Source organism: Paenarthrobacter sp. YJN-5 (assembly GCF_015040095.1).
Classification (GTDB): domain Bacteria; phylum Actinomycetota; class Actinomycetes; order Actinomycetales; family Micrococcaceae; genus Arthrobacter; species Arthrobacter ureafaciens.
Genome location: NZ_CP053545.1, coordinates 363,475 through 377,555, shown reverse-complemented (window position 1 = coordinate 377,555; position 14,081 = coordinate 363,475). Strand labels below are relative to the sequence as shown.

24 protein-coding genes are annotated in these 14,081 nt (G+C 65.7%); all 24 read left to right on the top strand.

What is annotated here, in order from left to right; all coding sequences use genetic code 11:
* The first annotated feature begins 24 nt into the window (after positions 1 to 24).
* The 24 genes from HMI59_RS23420 to HMI59_RS23305 all read left to right on the top strand — a co-directional run bounded on the left by HMI59_RS23420 (position 25) and on the right by HMI59_RS23305 (position 14,081).
* A complete protein-coding gene (locus HMI59_RS23420) occupies positions 25 to 1,038 on the top strand; it encodes an ATP-dependent DNA ligase (RefSeq protein WP_193593990.1) in 1,014 nt (337 codons plus the stop codon).
* A 31-nt stretch (positions 1,039 to 1,069) separates the two neighbouring features.
* Positions 1,070 to 1,405: a hypothetical protein gene (locus HMI59_RS23415; protein ID WP_193593989.1), complete on the top strand. Its 336-nt coding sequence runs from the start codon at positions 1,070 to 1,072 to the stop codon at positions 1,403 to 1,405.
* The gene (locus HMI59_RS23410; RefSeq protein WP_193593988.1) at positions 1,402 to 1,815 is read left to right on the top strand and encodes a hypothetical protein; all 414 of its coding nucleotides are present in this window, start codon (positions 1,402 to 1,404) and stop codon (positions 1,813 to 1,815) included. Before HMI59_RS23415 ends, HMI59_RS23410 begins: the two co-directional genes overlap by 4 nt.
* Positions 1,812 to 2,117 (top strand): hypothetical protein, encoded by a 306-nt coding sequence (locus tag HMI59_RS23405; RefSeq protein ID WP_193593987.1) that lies wholly within the window; start codon positions 1,812 to 1,814, stop codon positions 2,115 to 2,117. Before HMI59_RS23410 ends, HMI59_RS23405 begins: the two co-directional genes overlap by 4 nt.
* Positions 2,118 to 2,247: 130 nt before the next feature.
* Positions 2,248 to 2,805, top strand: coding sequence for a hypothetical protein (locus HMI59_RS23400; protein ID WP_193593986.1), 558 nt, complete (start codon positions 2,248 to 2,250; stop codon positions 2,803 to 2,805).
* 2 nt (positions 2,806 to 2,807) lie between these two features.
* Entirely contained in the window at positions 2,808 to 3,095 is a 288-nt protein-coding gene (locus HMI59_RS23395) for a DUF4031 domain-containing protein (RefSeq protein ID WP_193593985.1), read from the top strand.
* Positions 3,092 to 3,574: a hypothetical protein gene (locus HMI59_RS23390; protein ID WP_193593984.1), complete on the top strand. Its 483-nt coding sequence runs from the start codon at positions 3,092 to 3,094 to the stop codon at positions 3,572 to 3,574. The genes HMI59_RS23395 and HMI59_RS23390 overlap by 4 nt, the downstream gene beginning before the upstream one ends.
* Before the next feature lie 42 nt (positions 3,575 to 3,616).
* Positions 3,617 to 3,865 carry a hypothetical protein gene (locus tag HMI59_RS23385; protein WP_227471675.1) on the top strand — a complete coding sequence of 83 codons (249 nt, stop codon included), beginning with the start codon at positions 3,617 to 3,619 and terminating at the stop codon, positions 3,863 to 3,865.
* Between the two features lie 49 nt (positions 3,866 to 3,914).
* Entirely contained in the window at positions 3,915 to 4,271 is a 357-nt protein-coding gene (locus HMI59_RS23380; RefSeq protein ID WP_193593982.1) for a hypothetical protein, read from the top strand.
* A 5-nt stretch (positions 4,272 to 4,276) separates the two neighbouring features.
* Positions 4,277 to 4,714: a hypothetical protein gene (locus tag HMI59_RS23375; RefSeq protein WP_193594379.1), complete on the top strand. Its 438-nt coding sequence runs from the start codon at positions 4,277 to 4,279 to the stop codon at positions 4,712 to 4,714.
* Positions 4,714 to 5,205 (top strand): hypothetical protein, encoded by a 492-nt coding sequence (locus HMI59_RS23370; RefSeq protein ID WP_193593981.1) that lies wholly within the window; start codon positions 4,714 to 4,716, stop codon positions 5,203 to 5,205. The genes HMI59_RS23375 and HMI59_RS23370 overlap by 1 nt, the downstream gene beginning before the upstream one ends.
* Positions 5,202 to 5,918 (top strand): hypothetical protein, encoded by a 717-nt coding sequence (locus HMI59_RS23365; protein ID WP_193593980.1) that lies wholly within the window; start codon positions 5,202 to 5,204, stop codon positions 5,916 to 5,918. Before HMI59_RS23370 ends, HMI59_RS23365 begins: the two co-directional genes overlap by 4 nt.
* A 225-nt stretch (positions 5,919 to 6,143) precedes the next feature.
* Positions 6,144 to 8,480: a glycoside hydrolase family 65 protein gene (locus HMI59_RS23360; RefSeq protein ID WP_193593979.1), complete on the top strand. Its 2,337-nt coding sequence runs from the start codon at positions 6,144 to 6,146 to the stop codon at positions 8,478 to 8,480.
* Positions 8,477 to 8,776 carry a hypothetical protein gene (locus HMI59_RS23355; RefSeq protein WP_193593978.1) on the top strand — a complete coding sequence of 100 codons (300 nt, stop codon included), beginning with the start codon at positions 8,477 to 8,479 and terminating at the stop codon, positions 8,774 to 8,776. The genes HMI59_RS23360 and HMI59_RS23355 overlap by 4 nt, the downstream gene beginning before the upstream one ends.
* Positions 8,777 to 8,846: 70 nt before the next feature.
* Positions 8,847 to 9,224, top strand: coding sequence for a hypothetical protein (locus HMI59_RS23350; RefSeq protein ID WP_193593977.1), 378 nt, complete (start codon positions 8,847 to 8,849; stop codon positions 9,222 to 9,224).
* Complete coding sequence (locus HMI59_RS23345; protein ID WP_193593976.1) at positions 9,221 to 9,904, top strand: hypothetical protein; 684 nt, start codon at positions 9,221 to 9,223, stop codon at positions 9,902 to 9,904. The genes HMI59_RS23350 and HMI59_RS23345 overlap by 4 nt, the downstream gene beginning before the upstream one ends.
* On the top strand, positions 9,901 to 10,173 hold the full coding sequence (locus tag HMI59_RS23340; protein ID WP_193593975.1) for a hypothetical protein: 273 nt from the start codon (positions 9,901 to 9,903) through the stop codon (positions 10,171 to 10,173). Before HMI59_RS23345 ends, HMI59_RS23340 begins: the two co-directional genes overlap by 4 nt.
* Entirely contained in the window at positions 10,173 to 11,066 is an 894-nt protein-coding gene (locus tag HMI59_RS23335; protein WP_193593974.1) for a hypothetical protein, read from the top strand. Before HMI59_RS23340 ends, HMI59_RS23335 begins: the two co-directional genes overlap by 1 nt.
* A gap of 132 nt (positions 11,067 to 11,198) precedes the next feature.
* Entirely contained in the window at positions 11,199 to 12,017 is an 819-nt protein-coding gene (locus HMI59_RS23330) for a PH domain-containing protein (protein WP_193593973.1), read from the top strand.
* A 99-nt stretch (positions 12,018 to 12,116) separates the two neighbouring features.
* Positions 12,117 to 12,752, top strand: coding sequence for a hypothetical protein (locus HMI59_RS23325; protein ID WP_193593972.1), 636 nt, complete (start codon positions 12,117 to 12,119; stop codon positions 12,750 to 12,752).
* A 30-nt stretch (positions 12,753 to 12,782) separates the two neighbouring features.
* Positions 12,783 to 13,154, top strand: a complete 372-nt coding sequence (locus tag HMI59_RS23320; RefSeq protein ID WP_193593971.1) for a hypothetical protein — start codon at positions 12,783 to 12,785, stop codon at positions 13,152 to 13,154.
* Entirely contained in the window at positions 13,151 to 13,468 is a 318-nt protein-coding gene (locus HMI59_RS23315; protein WP_193593970.1) for a hypothetical protein, read from the top strand. The genes HMI59_RS23320 and HMI59_RS23315 overlap by 4 nt, the downstream gene beginning before the upstream one ends.
* 12 nt (positions 13,469 to 13,480) lie before the next feature.
* Positions 13,481 to 13,753 carry a hypothetical protein gene (locus HMI59_RS23310; protein ID WP_193593969.1) on the top strand — a complete coding sequence of 91 codons (273 nt, stop codon included), beginning with the start codon at positions 13,481 to 13,483 and terminating at the stop codon, positions 13,751 to 13,753.
* A complete protein-coding gene (locus HMI59_RS23305; protein ID WP_193593968.1) occupies positions 13,746 to 14,081 on the top strand; it encodes a hypothetical protein in 336 nt (111 codons plus the stop codon). Before HMI59_RS23310 ends, HMI59_RS23305 begins: the two co-directional genes overlap by 8 nt.

Below are 14,081 nucleotides of genomic sequence, written 5' to 3'. Positions count from 1 at the left end.
CGGCGGCCGTTCCCGTCTCCCCATATGTCGACTCTTCCGCCGCCGCTGCGGCCGCCTCTGCCTCTGGCCGCGGCAAAACCCGTCAACCGCATCCCCGCCCCAACTGCCTTGCCCGGCGGGTGCCTCTACGAGCCCAAGTGGGATGGCTTCAGGACGTCACTGACGGTCACCGATGACGGCGCGGTGCTTTTCTCCCGGCAGGGCAAGGACCTGTCCCGTTACTTCCCCGACGTGATCGCCGCCGCCGAGGAGCAGATCCCGCCGGGCTGCGTCGTGGATGGCGAGACGCTCATCTGGTCGAACGGGCGCCTCGACTTCAACACCCTTCAGCAACGCATGACCACTTCCAAGGCCGCCCTGCCGGCCTTCATCCGGGAACGACCCGCCTCGTTCGCCGCCTTCGACGTCCTCGCCGTCGCAGGACAGGACACCCGGGCGCTGCCGCTACGGGACCGACGCACGCTGCTGGAGGAGCTCGCCCGGACCTGGGAGCCGCCGCTGAACCTCTCCCCCGCCACCAGCGACCCTGACGAAGCCGCCGTCTGGTTCGAGCAGCTGCCCGAGATCGGGGTGGAAGGCTTGGTCGTGAAGGGCTCCGGCCAACCCTATGAGGGCGGCGTCCGGCAGTGGCTGAAGGTGAAACACCGCCAGGACCTGGACGTCGTGTGCGCCGCCGTCATCGGCCGGCGGGACCGCCCGAGCGCCATTGTCGCCGGGCTCCCGATCGGGGGCCGGCTTTGGATCGTCGGCCGGTCTACCCAGCTGACCGCGGCGGCTTCCAAGGCCCTGGCCGCGCACCTGCACATCCCGCGCGAGAACCACCCCTGGCCGGAGGAGATCACCCCGGGCACCTTGGACCGGTTCACCCAGGACAAGTCACCTGTCCGGCTTACTCGTGTCGAGCCGATCGTCGTGGAGGTCTCCGCCGACGTCGCCTGGTCCGGCAGGTCTTTCCGCCACCCTCTGCGCTATCTGCGCGCCCGGCCCGAACTGGACCCGGATACGATCGAGCTTCCGCCGCATCTGGCCCGCGGGTAAAGGAACTCCTGGTTCCGCACACATGGGGTTCATGAGTGAAACCCCTGCCTCCTTCAGCGCCTCCATTGCCAAGGTCTGCGCGTCCAAAGGCCACCGGACTGTTGTCATGCTCAACAGCTCGCTTTACCAGGCACTGCCGCTGGCATTCGTCACCGTCACCCTCCGTAAAGGTGAGCTGTTCATGGCCACCGGAAGCAACGGACAAGTCCGCTACACCGAAGACCTCGAAGAGGCCTGGTGGTTTGCGCACTACAACGGCTCCGACGGAGTCCCCGACGCCATCCAGATCCTCAGCCCCTGCACCGCGGACAAGGGCATCAGCACCCTCAACACTCTCAGTGTCTACGAGCGGGCCGTGGCTGCATGACCTCCCTTGCCGAACTGACTGCCGCGGAGTTCGACGACATCCACTGCGGCTACGGCGAAGACATCTCCGTCACCGACGCCGCCGGACGCATCTACGATCAGGAAACGTGCCGCTGCGGAACGCCACTCGGGATGCACCTGCCCCTGGAACAGCACCGCGCCCAGGAACTCGAGAAGTATGTCCAGGAACGCATCACGAAAGCGGCCGGGAACAACCACACCGAAGTCCTGACCCGGGTTATCGCACAGATCGCCCATCTGGAGCGCGAGATGGCCGACTTCGACTCCGTGCCGATGCACATTCACGCCATCCTTGACCAGATCGGAACCGAAGCAGCCATCGACGCTGATCTTCCAGACCCCCGCCGGGCTGGCCAACAAAACCCGACCCCTATGGAGGACCTTTCATGACCGTCAGAATCACCCGCGAACTCATTCTTCAAATCCGGGACGACGTCGAACTGACCGACATGGCACGCGTCATCGAGGGCGCCCATCGGGAGGCCTCGTGGCAGGGCTTCGGCTCCGACTGGGACATGGCACGTTTCTCCGCATACATGCTCCGCGAAGCGGGGTTTGGCCGCCTGGCACAGGAAGCAGCCCCGGAGGCTGAAGCTGTTGAGATTCCAGAGGACGAACAGCACACCGCATGGTGCCGTGGCGGGCATGAGGGCCCCTGTCGCCGCGGGCGGCTGACCGGCACGGAGAAGTAGCCCCTGCATCCTCGGTGAGGCTTCCTGGCACCGCCCTACACATACGGCCCAGCAGCACACCGACTGCCACGTCCCAGCCAAGTTCGGCGGGGACTGGGGCAGCACCTACATACCAACCGAAAGGCCCGACATGTCCATTGGAACTGCCATCTTCCTGATCTTCCTCATCATCATCGGCGCCGTCGTGGCCTGGTACTTCCTCGTTCGCCGCCCAGCTGCCAAGGCCACCACCGCGCCGCGGGACAACTTCGTCCCCGCCCCTGTTACGGCACCGGCACCCTACGTGGCCCGTCAGGCAGCACCGCAGGCACCCGCCCCGGCCTTCTACGACCCGGCACCGCGGACCATCGTTGACCAGCGCCCCGTGTTTGTCGAGACGTACAACAACCCGACAAACGATCTGACCAACCTGATCATCGCCGAGGAGATCGTTGAGGGGATGCGCGAGCACCGCCGGGAAGAACGCTTCGAGGAGATGCGTGAAGAACGCCGAGAAGAACGGTTCGAAGAGGCCCGCGAGGAACGCCACGAAGCCCCCGCCTACGAGGCGCCGCAGGAGCAGTACCGCGAGCCCGATCGGTACGAGGCGCCCGCCTCCTATGAGACCCCGGACACCAGTGGTGGCTGGGACAGCAGCAGCGACTTCGGTTCCGGTGACTTTGGCTCCGGCGATTCCGGCAGCTTCTGACAGTGGCGGTCTACGTCGACTCCATGCGGATGCGGGCCACTGTCGGGCGCATCACGGCGAACTGGTCCCACCTGACCGCTGACACCACGGAGGAGCTGGTCGAGTTCGCCGCCCGGCTCGGACTGAAGCGGTCCTGGATTCAGAACCCCGGCCACATCTGGAAAGAACACTTCGACGTCACCGACTCCAAGCGGGACCTGGCAATCAAGCTCGGAGCCAAGCCCATCACGATGCAGGAAGCGGCACAGCTCTGGGCCGCCAAGCGAGAAGCAGCGAAAGAGGCAGCATGACCACGACGGATTCGGATCTCGCGCCGACCAGTCCGACGCCAGCAGTTGGCGTACGGCTGGATCACGAGAGGATCCTGGCCGTGCTGGCAGGGCATGTCTTCATCGAAGACGAGGACGGTGACGGCTGGAATGAGCCGCGCGCGTTCTGGTACCGCTGCTCGTGCAGCCGTCGTGAGTATGCGGAATGGACCCAGAAAGATCCGCAGATGACCGGGCTCGAAGAATTCCAGACGGAGGGGCACGACGCCGCGCTGGAACTCCACCACGCCCACGTCGCGACCATCCTCACCGGGACGGCTCCGGTGGAGTTCCCAAAGTCCGAGTACCGCGCCGTCCTGACAGCGGCCGCGATCGAGGCCGGCGCGAACCAGCTGCGGTCCCAGATCAACGACTTCACCTCCCCGGACATCCTGATGCGCAAGCGTGCCAAATTCGTTCTCCGGGCCGCCGTCCCCTACCTCGAGGTTGAACCGGTTTAAGCCGCGGGGAGGGAACACCCTCATGCCTCACACATGAGGCGCATGAACCCTTCCGGCCGCAATCCTTACGACCCCGCCGTCCGCTCCCTTGCCGCAGATCTGCTGGGCTACCTCCGGCTGCCCGGAGGCACGATGCCCAGCGGCTTCACCTACGGGCTGTTCGATCTCTGGTCGAAAGCAGATGAGGACAACCGGGCGCTGATCACTACGGGCTGGCCGTTTGTGGCTTTCGTCCTGCGTGCCCACGAGGAAGACGGCGAAGCAGGCCTGCGCCGCATCGTCGAGGACTAGAGCCATGCCCGGACCAGCCGAAAAAAGCCCCGACCCACCGGAGAAACCGATGACCACCAGCCTGCCGGAAAGCACGCCCCTTGAAGAGCGTGCCATCCGCCGCTTCGAACACGACCGCCAGTTCCACCTCCGCTGCTACGCGAGGGCGAAGCAGCTGGAGGGAATCCGTCAGGCAACCGAGCCCCTGGACTACAGGGGAGACCTGAGTCGGCGCCTGCAGGATGCGATGCGCGAGCTTCAGGCCGCGGACGAGGCGGTCCACGATGACGAGTCGATCGTCCGCGGTGCCCGCTACATCGGTAACGAGCTTCTCGGCATCCTCTACGAGACGGCGTCCGTCCCTGAGCAGGAAGGCCTCAAGGCCGCGGCCCGCCGCGTCCTTGCCGCAGTGGAGAACCGACCGTGACCGGCATGGATGCACGTCCCATGGAACTCATTGACCTGTTGCAGGGCTTCATCGACGCCGAGCCGCGCCTGGACATCTGGCGCCGCTACCCGGACATCACCGAGGCCGAGGACAACTACACGGACACGTGGGCCTGCGCGCAGGTCAGCGGGCAGTTCGCCGCCTTCGCCCGTGAGCACGGGTGGGAAGCCGTCGTGGTCCACGCCGACGAGCCGGAACAGCCTCTCGCCTTCGACCATGCCTGGGTCCGCCTGACCCGCGACGGCCGCTCAACCGACGTCGACTGGACAGCCCGGCAGTTCCACAACCTTCACGCCGCCGAAGGGCACGACCCGAACGTCCTGGCACTTCCCTGGCCGCTGGCCTGGGACCCGGTCGTCATCGCCCCCGACGACCACCTGATCGTGGGCCGCTACGGCACCATCACGAAAGAAGACAGGTAATGGTCCACGCAGACATCTACGACACCGAACCCGTCGAGGCCACCTGCTGGCTCTGGGCGCCCGGCGACCACTGGCACGCCATGGCGGAGACGGACATGGACGAATGGGCTGCCTCGAAGCGGATCACCGCCACCCGCTGGATGAAACGGCCCATCGGCAAGGTCCCCGAGGCCGGCTGGATCCACTACCGCGGAGAGGATGGCACTCCACAGGCGCGGCGTTTCTCCTACACGCCCGCGAAACAGCACAGCATCGACCTGCGCAAAGTCCTCAAATTCGACGACGAGGCGACCGCCGCGGTGCTTGAAGAGTTCGTCCTGGTGCCCCGCGCTTTCCTGCCCATCGCCGAATTCACCGGTGACGAAGGCGCCGTGCAGGCCGGCTCCGCGATCTATCCCGTCACGATGGACACCGACCTGCTGCGCGCCATGGCCGGAGCCCAGCTGGCCGTCGCGGACTTCATTGACGGACTCGGTGAAGAGAAGCCATGACCGCGGTCCTGGACTTCATTGACGCGGCGGCCGCGGCCCTCGCCGGCCATTCGTCCTATGCCTGGAACAAGGCCGGGACCCGCATCCGATGCAACGGAGAGGGATGCGCAGACATCTTGGACGTCCCTGCCGGGCCTGACAGTGGCGACGCCGTCGCTGCCTTCGCCCGCCACCAGGCGGAGCAACTGCCTGCCCCCGAACCGGTCCACATCAAGGATCAAGCTCCGGAACAGCCTGTGGCCGAGGTCGAATGCGCAGCCGACTATGCACCGGCCGTAGACCCCGAACACGACCCGGAGCCGGAAGGCGAACAGGACACCGAACCAGCAGGAGAACCCATGGAACAAGCCCTCTCCGAGACAACCCTCGCCCGCCACGACGCCCGCGAAGCCGAGGCCGACCACGCAGCCGGTCCGAAGCTTCGCCGTGACACCAAGGCCCTGACCGCCACCCTCGAGGAAGTCAAGAAGGGCGACCGTGTGAGCGCCACCTTCGACCACCCCCGCTACGGCATCTTCACCGTCGAGGGCACCGTCATCAAGGGCGGCGCAGGCCAGGACCGCAACCAGCTCATGGTCGCCGGCTGGCACCTCAACCTGAACGCCCGCGCCGCCAAGCACCTGCACAGACTGACCATCCTGGCGCCGGCTGGAAAGCACGAATTCGCCATTCCCAAGCCCTCCGAGCTGACCGAACACGTCGGCATCGGATGAGCACTACCCAGACCGGTATTCCGATTGCCATGTGCGGGGACTGCAGTCGGACACACCCCGTGACGCGGCGGCACTGCCGCGTGTGCCGCGCTGCGACGGTATTCCTGGGCCCCGACCGGGTGTGCATCCGATGCCAGGAGCAGCCACCACCCTCATAAGGCATTCCGGCCTTCTCCAGCTGTTCCACCCTCTGTTTACGAACCGCCAAACCCGAAAGAAGCACCCATGGCCCTGATCACCGACGATCGCACCCGGTTCCCCGTTGCACCGTCCAGCCTGCTCGAAACACGCTACGAACCCGGTGACGCCGGCACCCTGGAGACCCTCTTCGCCATCGGCAACGGACACCTCGGGGTCAGGGGCGCACACTGGGCCGCGGACGACGCCGAACTGCCCGGCACGTTCATCAACGGCTTCCACGAGACCTGGGACATCAAGCACGCCGAGAACGCCTACGGATTCGCCCGTACCGGCCAGCGGATCCTCTACGTCCCGGACGCCACCAACTTCACCGTGAACATCGACGGGGAAGCGCTCAGCCTGGCCGGCTCAACGGTTCTGGACTACGGACGGACGCTGGACTTCGGCTCCGGCCTCTACCTGTCCCGCATCACCTGGCTTTGCCGCTCGGGCGCCACCGTCACCACCACCGAACGCCGCGCCGTCGGGTGCAATTCCCGCGGCTGCCTGGGCATCACCCTGGAGATCAGTGCCGACCGCGAGGTCTACGCCGACGTCACCTCCTCGATTATCAACCGCCAGGACCGGGCCGTCGAAGACCATTCCGACCACGATCCGCGGCGCTCCGGCCGCCACGCAGGACGTGTCCTGCACCCGGTCCGGCTTGACGGCGATGCTGGCTCGTTCCGCCTTGCCTGGCAGACCGCGGAATCCGGCCAGCAGGTGGGCCTGGCCGTGGACCACTGGGTCTCCACCGGAACCGCCCCGTTCGGGACCGTCGTAGACCAGGACGAGAGCAGCGTCCGCTACGTTCTCGCCCTCACCCCCGGGGTCACCTTCCGGATGGAGAAGACCGTCAGCTACGCCGTCGACGGGCGCGATGTCACCGACCTGGCCGAGACGGCCGAAGCTGGCATCAGGAACGTCAACGCGATCTTCACCGAGGCCGCCACCCACTACCGGAACTACTGGGCCACCACCGACATCACCGTCAAGGGCCAGCCGGGCGTCCAGCAAGCGATCCGCTGGAACCTATTCCAGCTCTCCCAAGCCACCGCACGGGCTGGTGTCGCCGGGATCCCGGCCAAAGGCGTCAGCGGCTCAGGCTACGAGGGCCACTACTTCTGGGACCAGGAGGTCTACCTCCTGCCGTACCTGACCTACACGAACCCGTCCGCGGCCCGCCAGGTCCTCGAATCCCGCCACGGAATGCTGCCCCTGGCACGGAAGCGTGCTGCGGAGCTGAACGTCGACGGCGCCCTGTTCCCGTGGCGGACCATCAACGGGTTGGAGGCCAGTGCCTACTACGCGGCCGGCACCGCCCAGTTCCACATCGCCTCCGCGATCGCCTTCGCCACCCACCGCTACATGTGGGCCAGCGACGACCCCTCCTTCCAGCCGGACGCCGGCGCGGAGCTGCTCATCGAGACTGCCCGGATGTGGGCGTCCCTCGGATTCTTCGGCAAGGACGGCCAATTCCACATTCACGGCGTCACCGGCCCGGACGAGTACACCGCCGTCGTGAACGACAACCTCTACACAAACGTCATGGCCCGGTTCAACCTGCTGGCCGCCGCCGCCCTGGACGATCCCCGGATCACCGACGAGGAACGGGACGTCTGGACCCAGGCCGCGACCCGGATGCACCTGCCCTACGACGAGGACCTGCAGGTCTACGCGCAGGACAACGACTTCATGACCCTGGAGCCGTGGGACTGGACCACACCCCGGTCCAAATACCCGCTGCTGCTGAACTACCACCCGCTGGTGATTTACCGGCACCAGGTCCTGAAGCAGGCCGACACCGTCCTGGCGATGTTCCTGCAGTGGCAGGACTTCACCGCCGAGGACAAGCGCCGAGCCTTCGACTTCTATGACCCGATCACCACAGGAGACTCCACCCTCTCCGCGTGCGTCCAGGGGATCATGGCTGCCGAGGTCGGCTACGGGCAGGCCGCACTGGAACACTTCACCCACGCCCTGTTCATTGACCTGGACAACACTCACGGCAACACCGTTGACGGCGTCCACATCGCCTCCACCGGCGGGGTCTGGAGCTCTCTGGTCAGCGGCTTCGCAGGCTACCGGGACCAGGGCGCACTCCCGCACTTCGACCCCCGCCTGCCCGCCGGTTGGGAGGGCCTGTCCTTCCAGCTGAACATCCAAGGCCGCCTGCTGCTCGTACAGCTGGAGCAGGGAGCCATCTCCTTCACCGTCGCATCCGGTGCCCCACTGGAGGTCTCGGTCCGCGGTCGCAAGCATTTGGTCACCGACCGGACGCTGCGTGTCGGATTGGAGCCCGTGGCGGACCTCGGGATGCCCAGCCCGTTCAGCACCGGACTTCCCGCCCATGCCGTCGCTGTCGAAGCGATGGCTGCATGACCCGGCGCCGGTATGACACCCAGCGCCGCCACACCAGCGAGCTGCGGCGGATCAGGCTCGCCGGCTGCCGGCCCTGGATCGTCGGCCCGTATTACCGGGACCGGCTGTCCGCGATGCTCGACATCCCGATGGGCGACCCGAAGCAGATCGAGGCAGCACGGATCGTGGCTGACCGGGCAGCGCGACAGCGGCCTGTCAGCCGGCTGTGTGCCAACGGCCGCTGCACCGTCGTTGTGGACAGCACCACCGGCAGGACCTTGTACTCGATGGGCCCGGCCGGCTGCTGCGACGAATAGCCGGGGAGGGGCGGCAGGCGGTCCGCACACATGTGACCAAAGAACCGCCCTCACTCCTGAAAGGGACCCCATGACACACGAATCAGAGGAACCGAGCGACCTGGACCTCGAGAAGATGCAGGCAGTCCGCCAGATTGCCAGCTCCATCGGCGCCCACCAGATGGTCAAGCGCGACGGCCTCCCCGGTTCCACCTGCCGCAACGCGGTATGCGCCGAGAAGGGCACCATCTTCCTCACCCGCGCCCAGATCTACCAGCACCAGTCCATCGTGGCGGTCAACGACTTCCTCGCCTTCCTCCGCTTCGACCGCGAGATGGACCTGACCGACGAGGGCGTGGCCAAGGCGCACATGGAGCAGGACTTCACCTATTCCCTGCTGACCGACCTGCTGGATGCCACCCCCGCCGGCCGGACCTACGCCGAGCGCACGGCACGGCCCTGCAAATGACGACCAGGACGTTCATCCGCGACCCTCGCGTGGCGGCCGCTGCCACGGCGATCGCCGGCGTCGACTCACGCCGCAGCCGGATCAAGACACCGACGGATAAGCCCAGCGCCTCGGACTTCCACGAGGCTGTCGTCGCCGTGAAGGCCATAGACGAGGCCTCAACGTCTGCGGTGGCCGCAGTCCTCGCGCTGCACACTCCGGTCCGCCGATACCGGGCCGCCACCCGCCTCGACACGCACACCTACCCGACAGCGGAGCGCGCCCACCAGGTCAACACCCGCCACTCCATGCGGGGGTTTGAGGCACTGGTCATGGCCACCCAGGAGGACGTCCCGTTCATCGAGGTCTGCGCAGAATGCTCCCGGGTGGAGAACGCCTCCACCGAAACCGTCAACGGGTACGGCGAAGATCATGATGATCATCAGGATGGCACGGAGCTGTCTATGAAAGCCTCCGTCTGGCCGTGCGCCACGTACACCGCACTCAACAGCGCCCCAGCCCAACCCTCGCTCGAAGCAAAGGCCCTCGCGGCCGTCGCCTCCGTCCTGGAGCGGTGGCAGAACGGTGCCCTCATCAATAAAGGCGCCTACGAAGGCATCACCTGGGTTGAACCATTGTCACCACTGCCGCCCGGCGCCGACGAGATCCGCGAGGCGCTGAAGCAGGCCGGGATCCAGTGAGCGGCAAGCGGCTCACCCGCAACGATTTGCTCATGCGGGTCAGCAGGGAAATGTCCGCCCTTGCTGTCATAATTCCGACCAACCCGATGGACCTCACAGCTTTGGCACACAACGCGCGGGACACAGAGGAAAGACTTCGCCGACTCGCCCAGGTAGTGTCCTCGATGGTTCCGAGCTACAACTACGGCGGAATCGAAGACGCGAACGAGCAGTACCGCGACTACATGGCGGAATTCCACCCGGAAGGCCCAGAACCGAAAGGCAGCTGATGGACATCCCCTGGCGGATCTCCAGTGTTCCCGATGTGCGTGCGGTGCTGATCCACGAAAAGGTTGACGTCCCGGCCTCCTTCGCGCTCTCCCTGGGAGGCAAGTTGGAGAATCTGCCCGACGACATCCGGACCCAGATCGCCTATGACCGGAAAGTCGCCCGCAACCTGGCCTCGGGTGAGATGTTCTGGGTCTCCTCGGACATGGTCGCGCTGGCCCTGGACGCAGCCAGCGACGTTCCCGGCTTCACCCCGGGAGCCGATCTGCCAGCCACCCACGGTGTCATGGTGCTGGAGAAGCCCCTGCCGACGCTGAAGACGTGGATCGTGAACGCCGACGCGCAGCAGGTGGAAGTAGGCCTTTCCGTCGATGTCATCTCCTGGACAATCCTCGAGGGCATGGTCTTCATTGAGTCCTATTGCCGCGGTATCGCCCTGCCGGACCGGCTGCACGCGGCGGCCCTCGAACCGGTCCGCTACTTCCGCGGCCACGCGGACAGGTTCTTCGCCGCCGAGGATGAAGACGTCGACGCGAACAGTCACCGTCTGATGCAGTTCCTGGCGGCAGCCTCCCATCTGATGGCCAACTCGTCCGTCGCCGCCCGCACCATCTCTACACCGAAGACACCGGCAGCGCGGAAGGCTGCGAAGAAGGGCCACTCGAGCACGGTCACTGTCGTGGACCTGCGCGCCCCGGAGCATGTCGAAACCGGGGAGAAGTCCGCGTCGGGCCGGGTCTACACGCACCGGTGGATCGTCCGCGGCCATTGGCGGAACCAGGCGTACGGCAAGAACCGAGCCCAGCGGCGCATCACCTGGGTGCCTTCCTACACCAAGGGCCCTGCCGGCATGCCGCTGAAGGAGACCGATCGGGTGTGGGCCTGGCGACGGTGAGCACAGATCCGGTTTCGCCAAAAAGCGGCCGCCTCGAACCGGACAGGAAGCCCTTACAGCTAACCCCGCCCCCCCTCGGACACATCCCTCAACTTGAACCTCAACCGTCCCACGACAGATTAGAGTTTGGCCATGCCTATCAAACGCACCGTCCATTGGACCCTGCTCGCTGACCCCGACACATCGCTTGAAGCCGTCACCGCCGCCGTCTCCAAAGCCAAGTTCACCCTTGAGACCCAAACCCTCGGCCACCTCAAGATTGATGTCCCCCGCTCACTCCGCCTGAACCAGTGGGCCGCCAAGATCGAGGGCGCCGTGGAAGGTGAGGGCAACCGGACCCACATCAAGTGGACAGTTGAGGGCATGGGAGACAAGCACTACGCCCACATTGCCAAGATCGCCAAGGCCCTCCCTGAAGGAATGCTCTACGACCGGGGAATTCCGGCACTGATGGCCAAGACCCTCGGTCTCGCCTTCGCCATCGGCGAGATTACCCACCTTCCGAACGTAATGGACCGCGGCGAAACTGTCCTGGCGTTGGCCGTCGGCAAGGTCAACGGGAAATCGGCTCTCGGCGTCGTCACAGACAGCCGTGTCTTCTTCCTCGACAAGGGCCTGGTTACCGTCCGGGAGTCGCTTACCGCCTTCGATCTGGATGTGATTCAGACGGTGCATACGACCAAGTCCGCTGGAGGTGAGTCACTGACCATCACCTACTCGGGCATGACCGCCGTGATGACTCACATTCCCCACGGCTCCGGGGACACCCTCGCAGAGGCGATTCGCTCAGCCAAGGCAGCTCAGTCGGCATCAGCACCGGCCGCCCCGAGCCAGGTTCAAAGCCCTGATGTAATCGGGCAGCTGGAGCGCCTCGCATCGCTTCGGTCGCAGGGAATCCTCACGGAGGACGAGTTCCAGGCTCAGAAGTCTTCCCTGCTGGCCAAGGGATAACCGTCCTGGGCATCGTCACCGGGACGCTGCCCAGGGCGGACGGAGCTGCCGCTGCCCCGACTGGTGAGCGGACGCTCCGCTTCCGCACACATGAGCGGCATGGCTACCGCGAAGCGCAAGGATGAAGAGCTTGCCCTGCATATGTTCAAGATCGACACCGCCGACCACGCGATGGAGGTCGCCCTCGACCAGGGCCTCTACCGGCACCTGCGCTTCCGCAAGCCAGGCACCGGCCTCTACTGGTACGACATCGTCACGATGCCCGGCCGGTTGACCTTCCACGGCGACATCGGCACCTACGTGTTTGCCCGTACCGAGGACATGTTCACTTTCTTCGAAGGCAGCGGCGGCCGCATCAACCCCAGCTATTGGGCCGAGAAACTCCAGGCCCAGGACGTGCACAGCCCGGCGCGCGAGTACTCCCGGGACGTCTTCATTGGTCACGTCATGGAGGATTTCTGGAACAGCCGGGAGACACTGGACGACGCCGCCGACGTCTGGCGTGAGATCCGTGAAGAACTCCTCGACGAATACGGACCGTCCGGAGACCAATCCCTGGCCATCGCTGCCGCAATGGACTTCCGCTACGGCGGGTTCGAGTTCTACGACGTCACCGACTGGCGCCTGACCGCCTACAGCCACCAGTTCCTGTACGCCCTGCACGCGATCGTGGACGGCATCCGCCGGTACCGCGAACACAGCGCGTCCCTCCAGCTGGCAGAGGTTGCGGCGTGACACGTCGCATCGACATCAAAGGCCCGGACCATGACTGACTTCATCACCTACCGCGAGGTCCGCGAAATCACCATCCGGCTTCCACGCGACGACTACGAGGCGGAGCACTCCTACGGCGAGGACATCGTGAAGGCCACGGTGGTCTCCCGCGAGGAGATCGGCCGCCGCCACGAGGTCGACTACGCCCTGGGCACCGACCTTGAAGCAGAGCTCTACTACCTCCTGGCCGACGGCGAGAGGATCTTTGAGTCCCGCAGTCACGACGCGGTCGTCGAACACTGCGCATCCCTCGGCGATGACGTCTCCCGCATCTTCCGCTTCGGAGACCTCGACGAGCCTGACAAGTCCTGGAAGATCATGGCCGACAGCAGGGCCGCGGCCGCGAAGGCAGGCACGGAATGAATCTCCCCGCCGAGGCCCTTGAGGCGGCAAAAGAGGCCATGCGCGAAGTCACCCCACCGCCCGGGGTCAGCAAGGAGGACTGGCTTGCCGAGCACGGGACCTGGGCACTGTTCGCCGGTGCGATCGCGGCGGCCGCCCGGTTCATCGCCGCCCAGGCACTGACTGCCGCAGCCAACGACCTGCAGGAATCCGTCGACGTCATCCGGGTCCGCTCCTACGACGCCGGCATCAACAACCACGACACGCTCCACGCCATGACCACCAATGTGGGATGGCTCCAGCACCGCGCCGGCGAAATCCTCGCGGGCCACTGAAACGAGGCACCCATGAGCTACACCCCGATGCCCGCCCACCTCGACCAGCAACTGCAGTCCGTGGTGCGGGAGATCAGCAGCCCCAAGGCCGACGCCGGCAACACTGTCTTCGTCATTCGCGAGGCCCTCGCCCAGGCCTACGCGGCTGGGCACAAGGACGCACACACCCAGGCAATGAGCCACCGGTGGCTCACCGAGGAGCTCAAGAAGGCCTACGAAGAGCGACAAACCACACTGGACGAAGCTCGGGCCGGAGCCAAACCAGCGGAGAACATCGATGACTGACCACATCACCATCCGCGAGACCCTCGAGTACACGGTCCCCCTGCAAGGCTGGGAGAACGGCGACTATAGCCACCTGACTCACCTCGATGCGACCAGCACCAAGTCGGTCCTGCGGGAAATCATTGACCGCAGGCACGAGCCCGACTACGTCATCAGCCTGGACGACGACAGGCAGGTGCACATCCTCTTGGCCGACGGCGCCGAGGTGTTCGCCCACCGCAGCCACGACTCCGTCATCAACCACTTCCGCGAACTCACCGGCTACACCGGGCACCTCGAACTCTTCGGCGACCTCGAAGACACGGACAAATCCTGGAACGGGATGTGA

What these genes read in the sequence shown, in the direction of transcription:
- HMI59_RS23315 (WP_193593970.1), top strand. Translation starts at nt 13,151, where the DNA reads ATGAATCTCCCCGCCGAGGCCCTTGAGGCGGCAAAAGAGGCCATGCGC.
- HMI59_RS23400 (WP_193593986.1), top strand. Translation starts at nt 2,248, where the DNA reads ATGTCCATTGGAACTGCCATCTTCCTGATCTTCCTCATCATCATCGGC.
- HMI59_RS23305 (WP_193593968.1), top strand. Translation starts at nt 13,746, where the DNA reads ATGACTGACCACATCACCATCCGCGAGACCCTCGAGTACACGGTCCCC.
- HMI59_RS23415 (WP_193593989.1), top strand. Translation starts at nt 1,070, where the DNA reads ATGAGTGAAACCCCTGCCTCCTTCAGCGCCTCCATTGCCAAGGTCTGC.
- HMI59_RS23410 (WP_193593988.1), top strand. Translation starts at nt 1,402, where the DNA reads ATGACCTCCCTTGCCGAACTGACTGCCGCGGAGTTCGACGACATCCAC.
- HMI59_RS23380 (WP_193593982.1), top strand. Translation starts at nt 3,915, where the DNA reads ATGACCACCAGCCTGCCGGAAAGCACGCCCCTTGAAGAGCGTGCCATC.
- HMI59_RS23330 (WP_193593973.1), top strand. Translation starts at nt 11,199, where the DNA reads ATGCCTATCAAACGCACCGTCCATTGGACCCTGCTCGCTGACCCCGAC.
- HMI59_RS23375 (WP_193594379.1), top strand. Translation starts at nt 4,277, where the DNA reads ATGGATGCACGTCCCATGGAACTCATTGACCTGTTGCAGGGCTTCATC.
- HMI59_RS23385 (WP_227471675.1), top strand. Translation starts at nt 3,617, where the DNA reads ATGAACCCTTCCGGCCGCAATCCTTACGACCCCGCCGTCCGCTCCCTT.
- HMI59_RS23320 (WP_193593971.1), top strand. Translation starts at nt 12,783, where the DNA reads ATGACTGACTTCATCACCTACCGCGAGGTCCGCGAAATCACCATCCGG.
- HMI59_RS23325 (WP_193593972.1), top strand. Translation starts at nt 12,117, where the DNA reads ATGGCTACCGCGAAGCGCAAGGATGAAGAGCTTGCCCTGCATATGTTC.
- HMI59_RS23345 (WP_193593976.1), top strand. Translation starts at nt 9,221, where the DNA reads ATGACGACCAGGACGTTCATCCGCGACCCTCGCGTGGCGGCCGCTGCC.
- HMI59_RS23405 (WP_193593987.1), top strand. Translation starts at nt 1,812, where the DNA reads ATGACCGTCAGAATCACCCGCGAACTCATTCTTCAAATCCGGGACGAC.
- HMI59_RS23365 (WP_193593980.1), top strand. Translation starts at nt 5,202, where the DNA reads ATGACCGCGGTCCTGGACTTCATTGACGCGGCGGCCGCGGCCCTCGCC.
- HMI59_RS23370 (WP_193593981.1), top strand. Translation starts at nt 4,714, where the DNA reads ATGGTCCACGCAGACATCTACGACACCGAACCCGTCGAGGCCACCTGC.
- HMI59_RS23420 (WP_193593990.1), top strand. Translation starts at nt 25, where the DNA reads ATGTCGACTCTTCCGCCGCCGCTGCGGCCGCCTCTGCCTCTGGCCGCG.
- HMI59_RS23355 (WP_193593978.1), top strand. Translation starts at nt 8,477, where the DNA reads ATGACCCGGCGCCGGTATGACACCCAGCGCCGCCACACCAGCGAGCTG.
- HMI59_RS23310 (WP_193593969.1), top strand. Translation starts at nt 13,481, where the DNA reads ATGAGCTACACCCCGATGCCCGCCCACCTCGACCAGCAACTGCAGTCC.
- HMI59_RS23335 (WP_193593974.1), top strand. Translation starts at nt 10,173, where the DNA reads ATGGACATCCCCTGGCGGATCTCCAGTGTTCCCGATGTGCGTGCGGTG.
- HMI59_RS23350 (WP_193593977.1), top strand. Translation starts at nt 8,847, where the DNA reads ATGACACACGAATCAGAGGAACCGAGCGACCTGGACCTCGAGAAGATG.
- HMI59_RS23390 (WP_193593984.1), top strand. Translation starts at nt 3,092, where the DNA reads ATGACCACGACGGATTCGGATCTCGCGCCGACCAGTCCGACGCCAGCA.
- HMI59_RS23360 (WP_193593979.1), top strand. Translation starts at nt 6,144, where the DNA reads ATGGCCCTGATCACCGACGATCGCACCCGGTTCCCCGTTGCACCGTCC.